Genomic DNA, 18692 nt, shown 5'->3' with positions numbered 1-18692 from the left:
TAGACAGCCTTTTGTTGTAAAATCAGCTTGGTCTTTGGGTATTCTCTGGCGTTAAGCCTTTCAATAACAGCGGGATCAGCGCCTCCAATTCAGCCCAATTTGCCTCATCTTGGAGATGGAAATTCATAAAATAGCGATGATGCTTGCTCATGAGCGATAAATAAACAATCCCAGCAATAATTAGTGTAATTATATACTCAAAAGACGTTTTATCTACTATATCAGCAGGGAGGTCCTCGAACGAGGCAATCAAGCGGTGATTGGCATACCTAAAGAGTGGGCGGGTTGCATCGGTATGTGGCTGGGTCACTTGTGAACGGAGAATTTCCTGCGTTCCCGGCTTGGCCCGCAGTTCACGGGCATAGGCTGTCACCTTCTCGGCAATGCGTTCAAGCGAGGGCATGGCGTCCGGTTGGTCTAAATATGGAAAAAAATCCCCTTCTTCCACATATCGAAGAAACAGGCCCTGCAACCCGCCGAAGTAGCGATAGACTAAGTTCTTGTCCACCCCTGCTTGTTTGGCAATGGCATTGATGCCCAATTTGGCAAAACCTTCTGTTTCTAAAAGGTTGGTAAATGCCCGGTAAATCCGGTCTTCGGTTTCACTTCGGTTTCTCGTGGTGGCCATCAGTTGGACGGTTTTGAGGATGAATTAAAAAAATGGCTGTCTAATCAGGGCATTTGAGGCACTTCGGTTAAATTCTCTTTAATTAACACTGTTAAGTTGGCTTATCTGGTAGCGCTTTTTATATTGTCACTACCCAGCGACACGGCTAAGGTAATTCCATTCCTAGAAATTTGCAACCATTCAAAAAAACTATGAAATCCCCTTACTTTACCGAAGAACACGAATTATTCCGAAGTAGCATTCAGGATTTTTTGGCACAAGAAGCCATTCCGCATTTCAAAAAATGGGATGAAGCAGGGCATATTGACCGAGGAATTTTTCAAAAAATGGGTGAAATGGGCTTTTTTGCCTTAGATGCACCCGAAGAATATGGCGGGCTTGGAACCGACTTTATGTACACCGCCATTTTGTTGCACGAATTGGGAAAAGCGGGAAATACAGGATTTGCAACTGCGGTTACCACCCATGCTTACCTGGCAATGAATTATCTGATCAAAGGTGCAGCACCTCATCTAAAAGAAAAATACTTGGCTCCGAGTGTTCGAGGGGAACTGCTGGGTGCATTGGCGATGACGGAACCTTTTGCGGGATCGGACTTGAAGGCGCTTCGTTCTACGGCGGTATTAGAAGGCGATCAGTATGTGGTGAATGGTTCCAAAACATTTATTACCAACGGACACTATTGCGATTACTTTGTCACTGCGGTGCGGATGGAAAAGGGAATTTCGATGTTGATAATAGACCGGAATACACCAGGTGTTACCACGTCTAAATTACAAAAAATCGGAATGTTGTCTTCTGATACTGCCGAGATTGCCTTCGACAATGTGCGGGTTCCGGCTGAAAATCTTTTGGGTGTGGAAGGCAAAGGCTTTTACTATATGATGGAAAGCCTCCAGACCGAACGTCTCACGCTTTCACATTGTAATGTGGGCCTGATGGAGCGTGCCTTAGGCATTACCTTGCAATACATGAGTGAACGTCAGGCATTTGGTCAGTCTATCAATAAATTTCAGGCCCTGCGCCACCGTATGGCAGATATCGCCTCGGAAGTGGAGGCTTATAAGCAGTTTATTAACCATACTTCTTGGCTTTTTGGTCAAGGAGAACAAGTGGTAAAAGAATGTTCCATGCTTAAATTGCGAACCTCGGAGTTGCTCAAAAAAGTAGTGGATGAATGTCTCCAAATGTTCGGTGGATATGGATTTATGGAGGAATATGAAATTGGGCGAATGTACAAGGACGTTCGTGTCATCCCAATTTATGCCGGAACATCCGAGATTATGCGCGAGATCATCGCCAAGATTATCATAGACGGCAACCAGTACCAATCCGCCTACAAAGGATAATTTACGCCAATACGCTTCGGCCTCTTAAATCGAAGTGTGTCCCGCGAAGCAGCCCAAGATCAAGCGTGAAAAACTGCTGCTGTTACTCCGAAAAGTGATCATAAGAGTTTTTTTACGGTGGATTCCATCATTAAGATTGAGGTGACAAGCCCATGTCGGTAGTTGAAGCATTACACCCGGAATATCCAGTGGTCTATGAACAAAAGGTTTTGTGGCAACATGTGGATGCCGCTCGGCATGTAAATAACGTGACCTATGTGCAGTGGTTCGAGGATGCACGGGTATATTATTTCGAAAAATTAGGCTTGGCAGCGCTACCGGGTGAGTCCGAGGATCCTGTAGGGATTATTCTCGCTTGGCAAGCCTGCAAATACACTGCACCGCTTTTTTATTTGGAAACGGCACTCATTGGTATCCGCATTACCAAGATTGAGGAAGACCGCTTTTGGATGGAATGTAAGATGGTGAGCCGCGAACGAGAGCAGGTGGTGGCGCTTGCCGAGAGCAAAATTGTGGCCTATGACTATCTTAAACACCGGAAAACAGCCCTAAAGCCCAATTGGGTACAACGGATTCAAGAACTCGAAGGGCCGGAAAAATACTTGATCTCTATACCCCAAGCGGTATAATTAACCGAATACTACCTCTGAACCCAGACGATAAATGGCATGAAACGACTTGTTTGCATCAGTAAAACCCCCGACACCACGGCGCCGATTAGTTTCTCGGCTGATGGGACGACTTTTAACAGCGCCGGTGTACAATATATTTTGAATCCTTACGATGAATGGTATGCATTGGTGCGTGCAGTGGAACTCAAAGAAAAGCAGGGCGGAACCGTAACTGTTCTTAATGTAGGCTTGGCCGAGAACGACCAGATCATCCGGAAAGCCCTTGCTATTGGTGGCGACGATGCGATCCGCATCAATGCGGATCCCAAAAGTGCCTTTTTTACCGCCAAACAAATTGCCGACGTGGCCCAAAATGGTGGCTACGACGTGGTTTTTTGTGGAAAAGAAACCATTGATTACAATGCCTCGGAAGTGGGGGCAATGGTGGCCGAGTTTTTGGATGTCCCATTCATTTCGTATGCCACCCATATGGAGGTAAATGGCCAAACGGCAACCATTACCCGCGATGTGGAAGGTGGGAGCGAGGTGGTGGAGGTGACGGCACCTTTTGTGGTGAGTGCTGCAAAAGGCATGGCCGAGCAGCGCATTCCGAATATGCGTGGCATTATGATGGCCAAGAACAAACCTTTAAAAGTGGTATCGCCAATCGCAGTAGATGACCTCGTTCAGGTGATGCACTACAGCCTCCCCCCAGCCAAACAAGGCGTAAAAATGGTTTCGCCAGAGGATATGGACGAATTGGTCCGCCTCCTTCACGAAGAAGCCAAAGTCATTTAATCCGTAACGCAATAACTTTTTACGATTATGGTGCTTGTATATGCAGAAAGCCCAAATGGGCAATTAAAAAAAGCGGCATTCGAAGCCGTCGCGTATGGCCATCTGACCGCCCAAGCCATGGGCACTTCCTGTGTTGCGCTGGTGTTGGGTGACGTTGCCGATGCCGGACAATTGGGGCTTTTTGGGGCCTCTACCGTTTATCAGGTACAAAAAGACCATCTTTCCAATTTTGATAGTCAGGTTTACTCGGCAGTGATTGCCTCGGCGGCGCAAAAACTGGGGGCGCAAGTGGTGGTGGTGAGTCATACCTCAACCGGAAAGTCCCTGCTGGGCCGTTTGGCCGTGAAACTCAATGCGGGATCGGTGGCGGGTGCCAAAGCCGTTCCGGATACCGGAAATGGTTTTGTGGTGGCGAAAGGGGTGTTTTCTGGCAAGGCTACGGCGCATTATGCCATTCAAAGTGCCGTAAAGGTCTTATCCGTGATGGGCAATAGCATTCCACTCAAAGCCGATGGCCACGTCGCTTCCGTCCAAGCCTTAGATGTTGCTGTTCCGTCTTCGCGGATTAAAGTGTTAGAACGCAAAACCGTATCCGGTGGGAAAGCACCATTGCCAGAGGCCGAATTGGTGGTCTCGGCTGGCCGTGGACTCAAGGGGCCGGAAAATTGGGGGATTGTAGAGGACTTGGCGGATGCCTTGGGGGCCACGACGGCTTGCTCGCGTCCGGTGGCGGATATTGGCTGGCGTCCTCATCACGAGCATGTTGGTCAAACGGGTGTGGCCATTCGTCCGAACCTCTACATTGCGGCGGGCATCTCTGGGGCCATTCAGCACTTGGCGGGCGTAAATTCCAGCAAAGTGATTGTTGTGATCAACAAAGACCCGGAAGCACCGTTTTTTAAAGCCGCCGATTATGGCGTGGTGGGCGATGCTTTTGAAGTGTTGCCACGCCTCACCGAGGCCGTTAATCGTTTTAAGAACAGTTAATGAGCGATAATATGTTGCAACCCCTTCTTTTTGTCGTAGTAGTGGCAGTGGCTGGTCTAATGGCTTTCCGCTCGTTTCGCCGTATTTACCAAAACATCCACTTAGGCAAACCGGAAGTCATCACCGGAGACGTTGCTATACGTCGTAAAAACGTCTTATTGGTCGCCTTTGGGCAAAAGAAGATGTTTAAGCAGTGGTTGCCAGCAGTACTCCACCTTTGTATCTACGTTGCGTTTGTGATTACACAAATTGAGTTGGTGGAGATTTTTATAGATGGTTTTACGGGGAATCACCGAATATTTGCGCCATACTTGGGTGGATTTTATACATTTGTGATAAGTTTCATTGAAGTATTATCGGTACTGGCTTTTGTGGCCACAATTACGTTCTTGGCGCGTCGTAACTTGCTCAAAATTCCCCGTTTTACCAAGTCAGAACTGGATGGTTGGCCGCGTTTAGATGCGAACCTCATCTTGTTTGGAGAAATTATCCTCATTACAGGTATTTTTTGCATGAATGGGGCAGATGTGGTCTTGCAAAAAATCCGCCCAGATCATTATCCCGATACTGGATTTCTGGCCATAAGTGGTTGGTTGGGGCCAGTCTTGTTTGGGGGGCTTTCGGAGGGGACGTTGGTGGCCGTAGAACGATTTGGGTGGTGGTTGCATTTGCTCACGGTCTTGGCATTTCTGAACTATCTACCCTATTCCAAGCACTTACACATTATGCTGGCGTTTCCTAATGTCTATTTCTCGCGCCTAAAACCCCGTGGAGAAATGGATAATATGCCTGTGATTATGAACGAGGTGAAAAGCATGATGGGATTGGTGGAAGAGTCCGAGAACGCAACTGAGGGGGGCGAAATGTCGGAATTTGGGGCCAAAGACGTGTTTGACTTAAGTTGGAAGACCGTTATGGATGCCTATACCTGTACCGAATGTGGCCGCTGTACCGAGGCGTGTCCGGCAAACATCACTGGCAAGAAACTTTCACCGCGAAAGATTATGATGGATATTCGGGATCGAGCGGAAGAAATTGGGCAACACATCGAGGTGAATCATACCCCATTCATCAACCCCGAAAAAGGGGGGGACGTGCTAACGGTAGAAAATTATGCAGACGGCAAGAGCCTCTTCGACTATATCAGCCGCGAGGAAATCCACGCATGTACCACGTGTAATGCCTGCGTAGAAGCCTGTCCGGTGATGATTAATCCGGTGGTTCCGATCTTAGAACTACGGCGGTATGAAATCCTGACCGAGGCGGCTGGCCCACAAGAGTGGGTTCCAATGTTTACGAGTGTGGAAAACAGCGGAGCCGTTTGGCAAATGCCTGTTGCCCGCGATGCCTGGACCCAAGAAGCGTGATTTGTTCTTCGGCTTAAAGAATTAATAATATGCAAATCCCTGTTTTAGCTGAACTTGTGTCAGAAGGAAAAAGTCCGGAAATTTTGTTCTGGGTGGGCTGTGCCGGAAGTTTTGACAACCGTGCCCAAAAAGTAACCCGTGCCTTCTGTAAAATCCTACACGAGGCAGGCATATCGTATGCCATTCTGGGCAACGAAGAAAACTGTACGGGGGATGCAGCGCGGCGTGCAGGGAACGAATTCGTTTTCCAAATGGCTGCCCTACAAAATATTCAGGTTCTGGAAGGGTATGGCATTCAAAAAATTGTAACCGCTTGCCCTCATTGCTTTAATACGCTTAAAAACGATTATCCGGCATTGGGTGGAAACTACGAGGTGCTGCACCATACCCAACTCATCCAGCAATTGTTTTTACAGGGCCGTCTTAAACTCAAGGAAGGTGGTCCCTTTAAAGGCAAGCGCATTACCTATCACGACTCGTGTTATTTGGGGCGGGTGAATGGGGTGTATGAAATTCCACGTGCCATTCTTGCCGAACTGGACGCCGATTTGGTGGAAATGAAGCGGTCTAAATCGAATGGGTTGTGTTGTGGAGCGGGAGGGGCGCAAATGTTTAAAGAAGACGAACCGGGTGATAAACGAATTAACATGGAAAGAACCGAAGAAGCCCTCTCCACTCATGCCCATGTCATCGCCGCCAATTGTCCATTCTGCATCACTATGTTACAAGATGGGATCAAGTCCAAAGAAAAACAAGACGACATATTGGTCAAGGATCTCGCAGAACTGGTGGCAGAACGACTGTAGCACATCGGGTTTTAAATGCTTGTTTAAACGCCTGTACATAGTTTCGGCTAAGCCGGAGCGAGGTTCCATCTTGCATGGTTAAGTCGTAGTCACCGTTTAGACGCGATTTCAAAGCGGCCACAAAGTCTATATTGACCATCGTTGTTTTATGAACCCGTACAAAGTGTTGCGGGTTTAGTTTTTGCTCCAAACGCCGGAGTGAACTCTGAACGAGGTGCTTTTTGGAAGCCGTGTGCAAACAGACGTATGGAGTCTGGGCCGATAAGTAAATCAGCTCGGAGGTAGGGATCCTGTTTTGGAGGCCATTTTCGGTAACTTCAAGAGATTGTAGGTAAACAACCGTACTTTGTTCTACTTCTTGTTGTATAGGGATTCTTTCAGAAATGGTTGTTTTGGGCCATACGGCAGGCCGTAAAGAAACAAACCAGCCTCCGACATAGACCATTAGGACGATCAGCGGATACTCTGCCAAGGCGTATTGCAACGTTCTGTCAAAACGGAAGGTATGCTCATACCACATTGCTGAAATCGCCCAGACCAATGCTGGATATAAAAGAAAATGGAGCAAAGCGGGCAATACCACAAACCCCGGAATTTTCCACCATCCGGTGATTTTTCCGGCCTTGAGGAACACATATTGAATCAATAACAGCGGGATAAACAACCACCAGATCAGACTAAATAATAAAGACTCGGAAAAATAAAAATGGTATTTCTGGAAATGGGCTTCTAAATAATCTTGAAAAATGGTCAATACAATCGGAACGAAGGCCAAAAATGCCACCAAGACGATTTTGCTTTTATCAAATCCAGAGGCGATTCGAAGGGATTCTTGGCGAGGGCGCATACTCCGAGCAGGTTAATCTGTTTTGACCTTGTTCCGACCAAGCGATTTGTCGTCCGGTGTAGAGTCAGCAGGTAACGGCATCATGGACTTCAGCCATTTATTTTCTGTTTCCAAGGCTGCCAATCGTTGTTGTAACGGTGCGGTAGCCTCCGACACGGCTTCTTGCATCATGCCTTTTAGCTCGGAGGAAGACATGGAGTTGTCTTCTTTCTGCCCCCACATTTTGGCATCTAAGTCCCATTTGTATCGTCTGGTTTTGGCCACAATGGAGGCAATGGCAACGGCGGCTCCCATCATGATGGCTATAACGGGGATGAAATTTGGATCCATAGTTTTAGGCTTGTTTTATGGGAGTTGGGTTCTTCCCGATGGAGCGCTCGGTTTCTTGGCCGGGAATCTGAAGGTGGAGAAATTCTTGTTGCGCAACTTCTAACTGAGCAAGGCGCTCACGTAGGGGGGCATTACCTTTTTCTACGGCTTCTTCGATTAAGTGTTTTAATTCGTTGGCAGAAAAGCCTGCATCGTCAGAGAGACTTGGTTGCCGACGGTATTCCATCTCCAGCTTCATCCGCTTAAATCGTAAGACCATCCCAACAATGGTGATTGGTACGGCGGCAATGGCCATTAAAAAAATGATAATGCTGGGGTGTACCATAACGATAAAAATTTGGGGTTATGCCTGAACTTTGGCCTTCCCTACGGATTTTTCTATGTCATTTTCCGTGGCCGAAGACGGGATGTCTGTGGTAGATTTAAGAAGCCGGAGTTCTCCTTCCAAGTCTGCTACTTTATTTTGCAAAGGTAGGGTTGCTTCTTCCACCGTTTGACGAATGAGGCTTTTTAATTCAGCAGAGGTAAGGGAATTGTCCGACGTACTGCTTTTTAGTTCCATTCGTTCACGGTGTTCTAAATCTAGCTTATACCGTTTGTGCCGGAGGGACATGGTGACAATGGTGATGGGCAAGACAACAGCTGTGCCCAATACGATAAACAATTCTGCTAAGTTTTCCATGGTAGGCTTGAGGGTTTTAGTCAGATCGTTACGGAACTTTAGGGCGTGGGTTACAGCATGAAGGTGAAATAATTTGCGATAGCGTCCTAAAAAGTTTTTTACGACTCTGTAACCCTATTTTTCTATTTACAAACTTTCAAATAGAAATTTAATGATTTAATTCATGCCATCTGTAATGTCATAACAAGACACCGCGCTTAGGATATTCCGTATATGTTGCCATTTTTATCCACGCGATAGAAATGTATGAGCCGCTTATCGCTATTTTCAAAAGGCATTCCCCATTCCTTAAACAGCAGGTGGTGGGACGGGTGGGGGTAACTGCGTAAACAACACGGCCAATTCCGCCACCTTCTCGGCAGGCTCCCAGCCAGTCATGCCTTGTCGCCAAACCAACGAGGCGGTTTTTAGATGTCCGGAAAGCACCTGTTGTTGCAAGGTCTGGAGGTCGTAAGGGCCAGTCGCTTGACCATTCACCGCCACATGAAAAGATACATTGGGAACTGGCGGCGGCGACATCGCAGAGACGGGCTGTTGTTGGAAGGCTTGCCCCATTTGATTCGCCATTTGCCAGCCCACGCCGGCACCAAAAGCCCCGCCAGCCAATCCACCCGGTTGTTGTGCCATGTCCGGAATGCTATTGGCCGTTTGAAATTGCATATAGGCATTTAAATTGCCCGCCACTCCCATACTCGTCCGTTTGTCTAATACTTCTTCCACCTCCGGCGGGAGCGAAATATTCTCTACCAACATCTTGGTGAGCGTAAGCCCATATTGTTCAAACTCCGGAGCGAGCCGCTTGGTGAGAAATTCTCCTAATTGATCATAATTTCCTGCCATGTCCAAGACCGGGGTTTTTGCGGTACCAATTAAGTTGGTAAAACGCGAGACCACAATATTGCGCAGTTGTTGGGTGATCTCCTCCGTTCCAAAGTTTGAATCTGTTCCCACCACTTCCGTCAGAAATTGGGATACATTTTGGATTCGTATGGCATAGGTGCCGAAGGCTCTTACCCGCACCGGACCAAACTCGGGGTCACGAACCATGACCGGGTTCTGCGTGCCCCACTTTAACTCGGTGAATTGGCGGGTAGTCACAAAATATACCTCAGCCTTAAAGGGGCTTTCGAAGCCATATTTCCACCCTTGTAAGGTTGAGAGGACGGGCAGATTTTTGGTCTCTAACGTGTATGTTCCAGGACCGAATACATCGGCAAGTTTTCCTTCATTGATCAATACGGCTGCTTGTCCTTCGCGAACAATTAGTTTTGCTCCGTATTTTATTTCGTTTTGATGTCGTTCAAACCGGAACACCATCGTGTCTCGTGTGTCGTCCATCCACTCAATAATGTCAATAAATTCGCCTGAGATGCGGCTCCAAAGGGACATGGCTTCGCTCCTGAAAAGGGGTGATCTGGAAAGTTATTGTTTAAAATGGCTGAACAAATATACTACGCAAACGCATTCTGTCCAACTTTCGTTCCATCCACTTTGGTTGAACATCTTTGATTTCTGAAAAGAAGTCATTAGCTCTTGGTGTTTGCAGATCGTCAGTTGTGTCCTCTGCCCTGTCAAAGAACGCCAGTTATGGCCAATAACCTGCAAGGCTGTACCTTACATACTGTATCAAAAATCCCTACACAGATTTGCAAGTGAACCGTATTTCCAAAATCCCAATGCGCTATTAGGTTTTAATATCTTCGGTAGTGGCCAAACAATGCTTATCGCTGGAGGTGCTTTCGACCTTTGTTAGCAAGATGCTTCATAGGTTGGAAGGCGTTTAATGAACAATGAAATGCACATTTATGCAATCTTATCGTTTTATCGTAAGACAAAAAGAATCATACGAGTATTGGGATGAAGGGCCGGAGAATGCAACAGCCCTTCTTTTTCTGCATGGGATGTTGGGAGACATTCGGAATTGGCAAGACAATGTGCTGCCCTTTACCGAGGCAGGCTATCGGGTTATTGCGCCCATTTTGCCTTGTTACCACTTACCACTCCGTCAAACCCACATTAAGGGATTGGTGGAATGGGTACATGGGTTCTTAAACACGATTGGTTTGCCTAAAAAACTGATCTTGGTTGGCAATTCGCTGGGTGGTCAGGTAGCCATGTTTTATAGCCGGAGTTACCCCCTTGAAGTTTCTGGAATGGTCTTGTCTGGTTCTGCGGGTATTCGGGAATTGGCGATGAAAAGTGAGTTTTTCCGGCGAAACGACGACGATTTCCTACGGATGCACGCAGGATTTACTTTCCACAATGCTGAAAAACACGTAACTCCGGAGTTGATGGAAGAAATGAAGGGGATAATCTCTAACCGCGAACAGGCCCTGCGCCTTATCGCCATGGGCCGTTCTTCCAAAAGTGATACTGTTTGTCCGTTTTTGGCGCACCTTCGGATGCCCACTTTATTGCTCTGGGGCGAGCAAGACCGTTTGACACAACCTGATGTGGCCGAGGAGTTACATGCACACCTACCGCATTCCACGTTGCGTTTTATCCCACAGTGTGGCCACGCACCGATGATGGAACAGCCGACTCTCTTTAATGAAGCGCTCTTGGGGTGGTTAAACGAACAATTTCCAGTGTTTGAAAACGAACGGCTTCACGAGAATGTGGCCCTTTAATACCTTTAGACAAAGGGGGAAATAGAAAAGCGTGGTGGGAACCGAGCGTCTTGGAGCATTCTCAAAGGTGGATGTCCTCAAGACAACGCTTGGTTCCCATTTTTTATATGGGTACGACGCAGTGTGGACATGGGGCTATTTCCCAGACCACTTAACCAGCATGTCCATCACTTTTCGATCGTCATAGGCCATCCCGACACCCATTTCTATTTCACCCGTATTTTGAGTGTGTAACAACTTCCCATCCGCAGCAAGAAAGTATAAATGGGGGTATCCTGAAATGGGCGGATACTTGGATAAAAAATCGGTATTTTCGTTTTCCTCACTAAAGTTCACCTTCATAATCAGGTATCGGTCTTGGAGCAATTGTGCCACCTGTTCGTTCTGTTTAAAGTAGCGAGTTAGGGCATGGCACCACGTACACCATTGACCGCCAACAAAAAGCATCACTTGTTTTTCTTCGGTACGGGCTTGTGCCAGTGTGGCCTCCAAGTCTTTTGCGGGATCCCGTTTGGGGTCATAATCGGCAACGGTGAAGCGAGGTGCTGGTTTTTTGCTCCAAATGTCTTCCAATTGGGTCTGTATGGTTTTCCAATTGGCAACATTATTTTTCAGTTGTGCATGGTTTCGTGCAAGCCCCTTAAAAGCTTCTTGATTGTCCTGGTCTTTTTTGGCCCATACAAAGTAGGTATCGAAGGCTTCTTGGTGCAAGCCAAGGGCTTCGGCGGTCTGGGCAAAATCCATCGCCACTTCTTTATCGTCTGGTAGAATTTTTCCGGTTGTTTTCAGGGCTTCGTAAGCAGTCTCCTTTTTAGAAAGTGCAAGGTATATTTTTCCGGCCAATTTTAGGTTATTGGCCTTTAAATCGGCGCGGGCAAGTGCCAGTTTATCGCCATTGATGGAGGTTGGGCGCCATTTCCTGTTGGCATCCTGTTTCATGTAGGAACGAAAAATTTCGGTATTTTCTGCTGTAATGGCTTTTTGTATAAAGGATTCGGCCTCTGGGGCAAAGCCACTTTCCAAAAAGGCACTCGCCAAGGTTCTATTGGCATAAGAAGCCATTTCTGGACTGAGTTCGGCATATTTGGTAGCCCAGTAGAACATCTTTTGGCGGTCTTTACAATTTTTGTATTGATTAAAGACACTATATAGCCGATAATCGTTTGGGACTACTTGTTCGCCATGTGCTTGTAAAAAGTCATTGATTTTGTCGCAGGAGGTTTCTCTGCTTTCCAATAGTTCGGATAACTTTAGCCGGATGGCCAATTCTCCGTTAGGGTTTTCCCGTAAGATTTTGTTTTTTAATGCAGTAAGTTCTTCTGTTTTGCCAAGTTGTCGCCAAAGAAAGGAAAGCCCTCCAAAGGTTTCGATTGGGTTTTGGGTGGTTGCCCACATGGTTTGTGCCAACCTACGGGCTTCTGTCATAACCTTTTCTTGGCCTTCGGTGGCCAGAGATTCCTTCAATCGGATGGTATGGGCAATCAGATTTTCCGGATGGGCTATCACTTCTGCCTGTAAATCTTTATTTTTCAGAATGTTTGTGGTAGTGGCATCATAATTACGCTCCGCATGGGAAAAAGCCCGCATGTACAGTGCATTTCGGAGTGGTTTGCCGGAAGGCTCGTAGAGGAGGAAATCCCACCAGTGACCTTCATTATCATCGGTTTTGTCCCCACTCCGGAATCCAAAAACGACATAAACTTGGTCCTGAAAAGCCGGAAGGGTTACTTGCCAGCGTCCGTTCTCTAGGGTCATCGGATAAACTTCAAAGGGTTTTCCGTTATGTATTTCCACCAGTTCCATTTGGCCAACCTTCTGTAATGTTGCTTTTGGTGAGGCGGGGTTATAGGTAATGACCACTAGTGTCGTTTGAAGCGGCTTCTCTGGTGATAAAATGACCGGAGAAGATGGGTTGTTTTGGGCAAAAGCCACCCCCCAGAAGAGAAAGAAGAAGGAAAACAATGGTTTCATAAAACGGACGATTTTTTTTTGGGATTTAGCCTAAGATACAACACAATTTTTGTCAATCCGTACTTCCCTGATAAATCTAACTGAGCACACCAATACTGGCTCTCTCTACCGTAAAATCCAAAGAATATACCAGCAATTGGGTAAAACCCGTGCAATATAGCCCGATGATGCTGTAACTTCTCCCCAAAGCGGTGCGTCTTTTTTGCGTCCCATTCCATTTAAATCTAACCTATATGAAGTCATTCTTTTCTTTATTGTTCTTATTGCTCGTTACCATATCCGGCATACGGGCGCAGGAAAAAGCATTAAGCATTCCCCATACCGTCCATACCTTAGACAATGGGCTAACCGTGATCCTTCATGAAGACCATACGGTTCCTATGGTGACCGTCAATGTATGGTATCATGTGGGATCTTCTTATGAAAAGCCCAAGCGTACCGGATTTGCGCACCTTTTCGAGCATATCATGTTTGAAGGCTCTGGGAACGTCAAAGAAGGTGACTTTGATAACCTACTAGAGGCCGTTGGGGGGAATAACAATGGCTCTACTACCCAAGACCGCACCAATTATTACGAAACCTTGCCCGCCAATGCGTTGGACTTGGCTCTATTCTTAGAAAGTGATCGAATGGGTTATCTGCTGGAAGCCATGTCTCCGGGAAAAGTGGATGGCCAGCGGGATGTGGTCAAAAATGAGCGCCGCCAGAGCTACGAAAACCGCCCATATGGCATGGCCTTTCAGACAATTTTAGAGAACTTTTATCCCAAAGACCATCCCTATAATTGGCCCGTTATTGGGTATATGGATGATTTGACGGCCGCTTCCTATGAAGACGTGGTAGAGTTTTTTAAAAAGTATTATGCCCCAAACAATGCCGTCCTCGTGATTGCGGGTGATATTGAGCCCGCCAAGGCTTTGGAAAAAGTAAAATACTGGTTCAATGAAATTCCGCAAGGCGAAGCGGTGATACGTCCAACGGCCCCCGTCTTCGGGTTGCTTGACGAAAAGAAATTGACTATCGAGGACAATGTTCAGTTACCACGTCTTTATTTGGCCTATCAAAGCCCGGCGCGTTATGCGCCCGGAGATGCGGAAATGGATGTAGCTGCGGATGTATTGGCCAATGGTAAAAATTCGCGCCTCTACAAACGATTGGTTTATGAATTACAAATTGCACAGAATGTTAGTGTTTATCAGGATGGAAGTGCTTTAGGTGGCATGTTTATGGTGGTGGCCACTGCACGCCCAGGCATTAAACTGGCACAATTACAAGCGGTCATAGACGAGGAAATCGGAAAATTAACGACCACCGCACCAACCGAACGCGAAGTACAGCGGGTTATCCACCAAAATGAATCCAACATCCTTCGTCAAATGGAGTCGCCGATGGCCAAGGCAGAGATGCTACAGTCGTATTATCGCTTTGCCGGAAATCCTGATTGGTTGAACGAAGACTTTAGCCGCTATAAAGCCCTTCAACCTTCCGATATTTCGGCGTCGGTCCGTCAATACCTAAATCCAAAAAAGCGCGTGGTGTTGAGTGTAGTTCCCAAGGGCAAGACAGACTTGGCCATCCAATGACATAAGGCATATCTGAAAAAAACTGCCAATATTTATTGATTATACAACCGATTAAAAATAAACTTTTATGAAAGCTATTCTTGCTTTTTTTCTGGGGCTGTTGCTTACCGTGCATTCGCTGGTGGCACAAAAAGCCGATCGCACAAAGCCTCCTGTTTCGGAAGCGCCGAGAAGTCTCATGGTTCCAAAAGTGGAGCAATTTATCCTGAAAAATGGTGTAAAGGTATATTACCTCCAGAAGACAGGTGTACCGCATGTCTCTATCACGATACGGTCTAATGGCGGTACGGCCAACGACCCGGAAGACAAAATCGGGCTGGCAACGGCAACGGCAACGTTGATGCGTGACGGAGCCGGAAACCGCAATGCACTCCAACTATCTGATGAGATTGATTATCTCGGTATCATGCTTCAGAGTTATGCCAGTGCCGACGAAATGTCTGTGGGCCTTTTTACTCCGGTATCTCGATTGGATGCGGCTTTAGACTTAATGCGTGATGTGGTGCTCAAGCCCCGTTTCGAGGCTGCCGAGTGGGAACGTCGCCAGCGCGAAAGTTTGGTTGCATTGGCACAGGCGCACGACGAAGCCCGGATTATTGCCAGCACGGCCTTCAACCAATTGATTTATGGCAAAGCACATCCTTTTGCACGCCGGGCCACCGAATCTACGCTGAAGAACATCTCGATTGCTGATATCCAAGGGTTTTACCGCCAAACCATTACCGCCGCAAATTCTAGTTTTTTGGTGGTTGGAGACGTTGCCAAAGAAACCATCAAGGCCAAACTTGATGCACGTTTTGGCTTGTGGAAAGGAGGAACCGCAAAAAAGGTGACCATTTCTGATCCTGCTAAAACGATTGGGCGCACCCTCTATCTAGTGGACAAACCCGGTGCGGCGCAAACGGAACTGCGGTTTGGCAGTGCAGGTGTTCGTCGCAGTACCCCGGACTACTTTGCGATCACTATCATGAATACCATTTTGGGCGGATCATTTTCGTCGCGGCTCAACCAAAACATTCGTGAAACGCATGGTTATGCTTATGGCGCCAATTCCGGATTTTCGTTCCCGCGCTCGGTGGGGCACTTTATTGCATCCTCTGCCGTACAAACGGACGTTACTGATAAAGCCGTGAACGAATTCATGAAGGAACTCACCAATATCCGAAACGTCTCGGACGATGAAATGAACCGTGCCCGTAATTATGAAGCACTCGGCTATCCGGAAAACTTTGGGACCGTAAACGCACTCGCTGCCAATATATCAGAGAAAATTACCCACAACCTGCCGGATAACTATTTTAATACCTATGTACCGAATATTTTGGGGTTAACCAAGACCCAGATAGAGCGGGCGGCGCAACAATATGTGGATCCCGCGAATATGGTGATTGTGATGGTGGGAGACCTTTCCAAAATTCGTGACGGGATAGAAGCCCTCAGCCTTGGCCCCATTAAAGTATTGACAAAAGAAGAGGTTCTGGGAGCCATCCCAGTGCTAAAATAAGGATCAACGTATTGTATTCTGTATGCCCGGTTGGTTTTTACTGACCGGGTTTTGTTTTATACAAACGCTCATACACCATCAAACTGGCAAAAATGGGTGTTGTTGCGTGAAAACGATTGGCCTAATCGCAAATGCCCAGCCACTCCCAGTATTCCGGATTGGGCAAATTGTTACACATGGCTCCGCCCGCAGCATGTGCCGCCCCTTTTACTGGTGGCGGTGTAGCTTTTGGCAGTGCATTTCCTTTTGGCTTAGGCACGTTGGGACGGTTTTCTGTGGTGGATGCATCCGCAGGACGAACCGAAGTCTTCACAACTTCAAACACCTCTAATGTCAAGTTCGAGTGATGGAACCTTTAGCCGGATGAAAGCAGCGCCTGACTCTCTTACCGAACGGTTAAGCCGCCTTTATGCACCTGTGTATAGGCTAAGTATCCCAGCTATTAAGAACTGCGAAAAACAAAAAGGAAATACAGAGGCGTTTTCATCTTGTATCCATACGGAGATACAAAAAAATTTCGACCAACTACCTAAAAAAACCCAATCAGAAATTCGACGGTTAGAGAAGTTGATTGCAGGTTTTCATCAAACGAGTGCCACAAGTAAATCGGCTGTGGCAGCAATGACGACCACAACCAACACATCTGGATGTGGGACAGGTATTCAACTAACGGCCAAAGTATTGCTTACAGGAGCACACGATCAAGGTGTGCAAGTTGGTTCTGGGTACAATGGTACTGGGTACATGAGAGATAATCTGCGTTCACTTGGCCTATTACCAACAAGTGAACCATATTCGGGGAGTAATTATAACTATCCATATGTAGGAACATGTGGTAATGGTGCAACGGCACCTAATATTCTTGCTGTACCAGCCAACCAGTATGATGCCATTGTTGATTGGGTGATTGTAGAGTTGCGGAATTCGGCCTTCCCTGAACAGGTTGTGTATTCCCGTCCGGCTTTGGTACAACGAGATGCTGATATTGTGGACTTAGATAAAGTATCTCCGGTCAAGTTTAATATTGCTGCGGGTAATTATTATGTTGCTATACGACATCGTAATCACCTGGGCGTAATGACTGGTTCGAGCCGCTCAATTAGTAACACACCCATACATATTGATTTCACGCGTCTTCCTTGGGTAGAAAATGCTTACGGTGTTGACGCTCAAAAATCATGGATGAAGTGTAAATGAGTATCCCAAATACCCGGTGAAACAAATCAACCTTGCTATGGACTTTGGCCTGGAGATGCCAATAGTGACAAAAAAGTAGTATTTGATGCCGGTATTGATGGTAGCGACATTACAGCATATATGGCTCTTTTATGGCAAAACAATCTCTATGTGTCGCAAGATTTGAATTTAGATGGAATGGTTGATTGGAATGGTGAATTTGAACAGGTTCTTGCCACCACATTCCACCAATCAGCAAACCCCGGTACCGTAGATTATATAGCCTACGAACAGTTACCGGGTGGCGTATGGGAATTAGAGTTGATGGCTATGCTTGGCTATCCATTAAATCCTTCACTATCAGACTTAAAAAACCTTTACAGTGAGATTAGTTCAAAAACATCTCAGTTGACTCTTAATACTCCAACAGGTACTTTTAGTGGAGCGCCTACAAGGGGTGATCAACTTCGGCTAAAAACATCCCTGTCACTTAAAGGAAACAAGCCAACACCCGAGTATTATCGTGATTGGAGATTAAATTATAAATAGTGTATGATTAAGTACGTTGCTAATATCATGATTTTATTGGGTATGCTTGGTTGTAACCCAACTCAACATATTGTTGGAAATTATTACTCTGATAATAAATCAATAATTAATCGTGTTTTAAAAATTAATCAAGACGGATCTTTTAATTATTATGCACAGGGTGATTTGATTGATGCTTCAAGTTTTGGAACTTGGAAAATTTCTTATGATAAGAAATTAATATTAAATAGTGATGAGTCCCTTAAAACGGGAGTGATAGATTGTGTCGAAGAGTATAGCTCACCAATTGAATTATTAAGCGTCAAACTAATTGATGAGGGTGGATTACCTCTTGGTTATGCAGGAGTTCTCTTGAATGAAGATGGTACTAATGGATTTGCAGTGGACGAAAATGGTTATGGTAGTATTAAATTTAATGACTTGAAGATATTGACGATAAGTTATTTGGGAAATAAATATGAATATATTTTATCCAATCCCAAGAATAATAAATTAACTATTACGATAAGACTTCAAAGTAACGAGTCTATATTTTTCAATAATGAAATATGGAAAGTTCGAAAAAATAAGTTAATTAATAACAATAACTTGATTTTGCGAAAGAATTAAAAAACATGAAATAAAAATACACCTGCGATAATGGGAAGAATGTTTTGAGGGTGGACCCGCTGGCGGAGAAATACCCAGCATGGAGTCCGTATAATTATGTGCTCAATAACCCGCTGGGGATGGTGGTGACATGGTCCCATTTTCACGGACACAGCGTTAAGTTAGAAAAGTAGCGTTCCTCAAAGTTGTCGGGGCAAAGATAGCCCAGTGCCGAATGCCTCCTTTTCGGGTTGTAGTAGCACGCTATGTAATTGAAGATTTCCGT

General features: G+C 46.1%; 20 protein-coding genes. 13 read left to right on the top strand and 7 right to left on the bottom strand.

The genetic code is table 11. From position 1 onward, the window contains the following. Positions 1-22 precede the first annotated feature (22 nt). A complete protein-coding gene (locus JNN12_01425; protein ID MBL7976971.1) occupies positions 23-628 on the bottom strand; it encodes a TetR/AcrR family transcriptional regulator in 606 nt (201 codons plus the stop codon). A 191-nt stretch (positions 629-819) separates the two neighbouring features. On the opposite strand from JNN12_01425, the gene JNN12_01420 reads away from it, so the two are divergent. From JNN12_01420 to JNN12_01395, 6 genes are all read left to right on the top strand, one after another. Further along, positions 820-1977 carry an acyl-CoA dehydrogenase family protein gene (locus tag JNN12_01420; protein ID MBL7976970.1) on the top strand — a complete coding sequence of 386 codons (1158 nt, stop codon included), beginning with the start codon at positions 820-822 and terminating at the stop codon, positions 1975-1977. A 152-nt stretch (positions 1978-2129) separates the two neighbouring features. Next, the gene (locus JNN12_01415; GenBank protein MBL7976969.1) at positions 2130-2606 is read left to right on the top strand and encodes an acyl-CoA thioesterase; all 477 of its coding nucleotides are present in this window, start codon (positions 2130-2132) and stop codon (positions 2604-2606) included. 39 nt (positions 2607-2645) lie between these two features. Next, positions 2646-3386: an electron transfer flavoprotein subunit beta/FixA family protein gene (locus tag JNN12_01410; protein MBL7976968.1), complete on the top strand. Its 741-nt coding sequence runs from the start codon at positions 2646-2648 to the stop codon at positions 3384-3386. 27 nt (positions 3387-3413) lie between these two features. After that, complete coding sequence (locus JNN12_01405) at positions 3414-4373, top strand: electron transfer flavoprotein subunit alpha/FixB family protein (protein MBL7976967.1); 960 nt, start codon at positions 3414-3416, stop codon at positions 4371-4373. Positions 4374-4384: 11 nt separating this feature from the next. Continuing rightward, on the top strand, positions 4385-5740 hold the full coding sequence (locus JNN12_01400) for a (Fe-S)-binding protein (protein ID MBL7976966.1): 1356 nt from the start codon (positions 4385-4387) through the stop codon (positions 5738-5740). Positions 5741-5769: 29 nt separating this feature from the next. Continuing rightward, positions 5770-6546, top strand: coding sequence for a (Fe-S)-binding protein (locus JNN12_01395; protein ID MBL7976965.1), 777 nt, complete (start codon positions 5770-5772; stop codon positions 6544-6546). On the opposite strand, the gene JNN12_01390 is transcribed toward JNN12_01395, so the two are convergent. The 5 genes from JNN12_01390 to JNN12_01370 form a co-directional block, all read right to left on the bottom strand. Continuing rightward, positions 6509-7393 carry a LytTR family transcriptional regulator gene (locus JNN12_01390; protein ID MBL7976964.1) on the bottom strand — a complete coding sequence of 295 codons (885 nt, stop codon included), beginning with the start codon at positions 7391-7393 and terminating at the stop codon, positions 6509-6511. The genes JNN12_01395 and JNN12_01390 overlap by 38 nt on opposite strands. Positions 7394-7405: 12 nt before the next feature. Further along, positions 7406-7723: a hypothetical protein gene (locus JNN12_01385; GenBank protein ID MBL7976963.1), complete on the bottom strand. Its 318-nt coding sequence runs from the start codon at positions 7721-7723 to the stop codon at positions 7406-7408. A gap of 4 nt (positions 7724-7727) precedes the next feature. Continuing rightward, positions 7728-8048 carry a hypothetical protein gene (locus JNN12_01380; protein ID MBL7976962.1) on the bottom strand — a complete coding sequence of 107 codons (321 nt, stop codon included), beginning with the start codon at positions 8046-8048 and terminating at the stop codon, positions 7728-7730. Positions 8049-8066: 18 nt separating this feature from the next. Then, complete coding sequence (locus tag JNN12_01375) at positions 8067-8405, bottom strand: hypothetical protein (GenBank protein ID MBL7976961.1); 339 nt, start codon at positions 8403-8405, stop codon at positions 8067-8069. A 288-nt stretch (positions 8406-8693) separates the two neighbouring features. Continuing rightward, entirely contained in the window at positions 8694-9794 is a 1101-nt protein-coding gene (locus tag JNN12_01370; protein ID MBL7976960.1) for an SPFH domain-containing protein, read from the bottom strand. A 416-nt stretch (positions 9795-10210) separates the two neighbouring features. Between JNN12_01370 and JNN12_01365 the strand changes: the two genes are divergently transcribed. Further along, on the top strand, positions 10211-11035 hold the full coding sequence (locus JNN12_01365; GenBank protein MBL7976959.1) for an alpha/beta fold hydrolase: 825 nt from the start codon (positions 10211-10213) through the stop codon (positions 11033-11035). A 135-nt stretch (positions 11036-11170) separates the two neighbouring features. Here the strand turns inward: JNN12_01365 and JNN12_01360 are convergent, their stop codons facing one another. Further along, positions 11171-13006, bottom strand: a complete 1836-nt coding sequence (locus tag JNN12_01360; GenBank protein ID MBL7976958.1) for a thioredoxin family protein — start codon at positions 13004-13006, stop codon at positions 11171-11173. 233 nt (positions 13007-13239) lie between these two features. Here JNN12_01360 and JNN12_01355 point away from each other — a divergent pair, with 233 nt between their 5' ends. The 6 genes from JNN12_01355 (at position 13240) to JNN12_01330 (ending at position 18427) form a co-directional block, all read left to right on the top strand. Further along, on the top strand, positions 13240-14589 hold the full coding sequence (locus JNN12_01355) for an insulinase family protein (GenBank protein MBL7976957.1): 1350 nt from the start codon (positions 13240-13242) through the stop codon (positions 14587-14589). A gap of 67 nt (positions 14590-14656) precedes the next feature. After that, positions 14657-16093 carry an insulinase family protein gene (locus JNN12_01350; protein MBL7976956.1) on the top strand — a complete coding sequence of 479 codons (1437 nt, stop codon included), beginning with the start codon at positions 14657-14659 and terminating at the stop codon, positions 16091-16093. 131 nt (positions 16094-16224) lie between these two features. After that, a complete protein-coding gene (locus tag JNN12_01345) occupies positions 16225-16440 on the top strand; it encodes a hypothetical protein (GenBank protein ID MBL7976955.1) in 216 nt (71 codons plus the stop codon). Further along, entirely contained in the window at positions 16424-17290 is an 867-nt protein-coding gene (locus JNN12_01340) for a hypothetical protein (GenBank protein MBL7976954.1), read from the top strand. Before JNN12_01345 ends, JNN12_01340 begins: the two co-directional genes overlap by 17 nt. A gap of 150 nt (positions 17291-17440) precedes the next feature. Beyond that, complete coding sequence (locus JNN12_01335; protein ID MBL7976953.1) at positions 17441-17818, top strand: hypothetical protein; 378 nt, start codon at positions 17441-17443, stop codon at positions 17816-17818. 3 nt (positions 17819-17821) lie between these two features. After that, on the top strand, positions 17822-18427 hold the full coding sequence (locus JNN12_01330; protein MBL7976952.1) for a hypothetical protein: 606 nt from the start codon (positions 17822-17824) through the stop codon (positions 18425-18427). Positions 18428-18692 lie beyond the last annotated feature (265 nt).

Source organism: Bacteroidetes Order II. bacterium (genome assembly GCA_016788705.1).
GTDB lineage: Bacteria > Bacteroidota > Rhodothermia > Rhodothermales > UBA2364 > UBA2364.
This window is presented reverse-complemented; position numbering and strand designations above follow the sequence as displayed.

What these genes read in the sequence shown, in the direction of transcription:
- JNN12_01425 (MBL7976971.1), bottom strand. Translation starts at nt 628, where the DNA reads ATGGCCACCACGAGAAACCGAAGTGAAACCGAAGACCGGATTTACCGG.
- JNN12_01420 (MBL7976970.1), top strand. Translation starts at nt 820, where the DNA reads ATGAAATCCCCTTACTTTACCGAAGAACACGAATTATTCCGAAGTAGC.
- JNN12_01415 (MBL7976969.1), top strand. Translation starts at nt 2,130, where the DNA reads ATGTCGGTAGTTGAAGCATTACACCCGGAATATCCAGTGGTCTATGAA.
- JNN12_01410 (MBL7976968.1), top strand. Translation starts at nt 2,646, where the DNA reads ATGAAACGACTTGTTTGCATCAGTAAAACCCCCGACACCACGGCGCCG.
- JNN12_01405 (MBL7976967.1), top strand. Translation starts at nt 3,414, where the DNA reads ATGGTGCTTGTATATGCAGAAAGCCCAAATGGGCAATTAAAAAAAGCG.
- JNN12_01400 (MBL7976966.1), top strand. Translation starts at nt 4,385, where the DNA reads ATGTTGCAACCCCTTCTTTTTGTCGTAGTAGTGGCAGTGGCTGGTCTA.
- JNN12_01395 (MBL7976965.1), top strand. Translation starts at nt 5,770, where the DNA reads ATGCAAATCCCTGTTTTAGCTGAACTTGTGTCAGAAGGAAAAAGTCCG.
- JNN12_01390 (MBL7976964.1), bottom strand. Translation starts at nt 7,393, where the DNA reads ATGCGCCCTCGCCAAGAATCCCTTCGAATCGCCTCTGGATTTGATAAA.
- JNN12_01385 (MBL7976963.1), bottom strand. Translation starts at nt 7,723, where the DNA reads ATGGATCCAAATTTCATCCCCGTTATAGCCATCATGATGGGAGCCGCC.
- JNN12_01380 (MBL7976962.1), bottom strand. Translation starts at nt 8,048, where the DNA reads ATGGTACACCCCAGCATTATCATTTTTTTAATGGCCATTGCCGCCGTA.
- JNN12_01375 (MBL7976961.1), bottom strand. Translation starts at nt 8,405, where the DNA reads ATGGAAAACTTAGCAGAATTGTTTATCGTATTGGGCACAGCTGTTGTC.
- JNN12_01370 (MBL7976960.1), bottom strand. Translation starts at nt 9,794, where the DNA reads ATGTCCCTTTGGAGCCGCATCTCAGGCGAATTTATTGACATTATTGAG.
- JNN12_01365 (MBL7976959.1), top strand. Translation starts at nt 10,211, where the DNA reads ATGCAATCTTATCGTTTTATCGTAAGACAAAAAGAATCATACGAGTAT.
- JNN12_01360 (MBL7976958.1), bottom strand. Translation starts at nt 13,006, where the DNA reads ATGAAACCATTGTTTTCCTTCTTCTTTCTCTTCTGGGGGGTGGCTTTT.
- JNN12_01355 (MBL7976957.1), top strand. Translation starts at nt 13,240, where the DNA reads ATGAAGTCATTCTTTTCTTTATTGTTCTTATTGCTCGTTACCATATCC.
- JNN12_01350 (MBL7976956.1), top strand. Translation starts at nt 14,657, where the DNA reads ATGAAAGCTATTCTTGCTTTTTTTCTGGGGCTGTTGCTTACCGTGCAT.
- JNN12_01345 (MBL7976955.1), top strand. Translation starts at nt 16,225, where the DNA reads ATGCCCAGCCACTCCCAGTATTCCGGATTGGGCAAATTGTTACACATG.
- JNN12_01340 (MBL7976954.1), top strand. Translation starts at nt 16,424, where the DNA reads ATGTCAAGTTCGAGTGATGGAACCTTTAGCCGGATGAAAGCAGCGCCT.
- JNN12_01330 (MBL7976952.1), top strand. Translation starts at nt 17,822, where the DNA reads ATGATTAAGTACGTTGCTAATATCATGATTTTATTGGGTATGCTTGGT.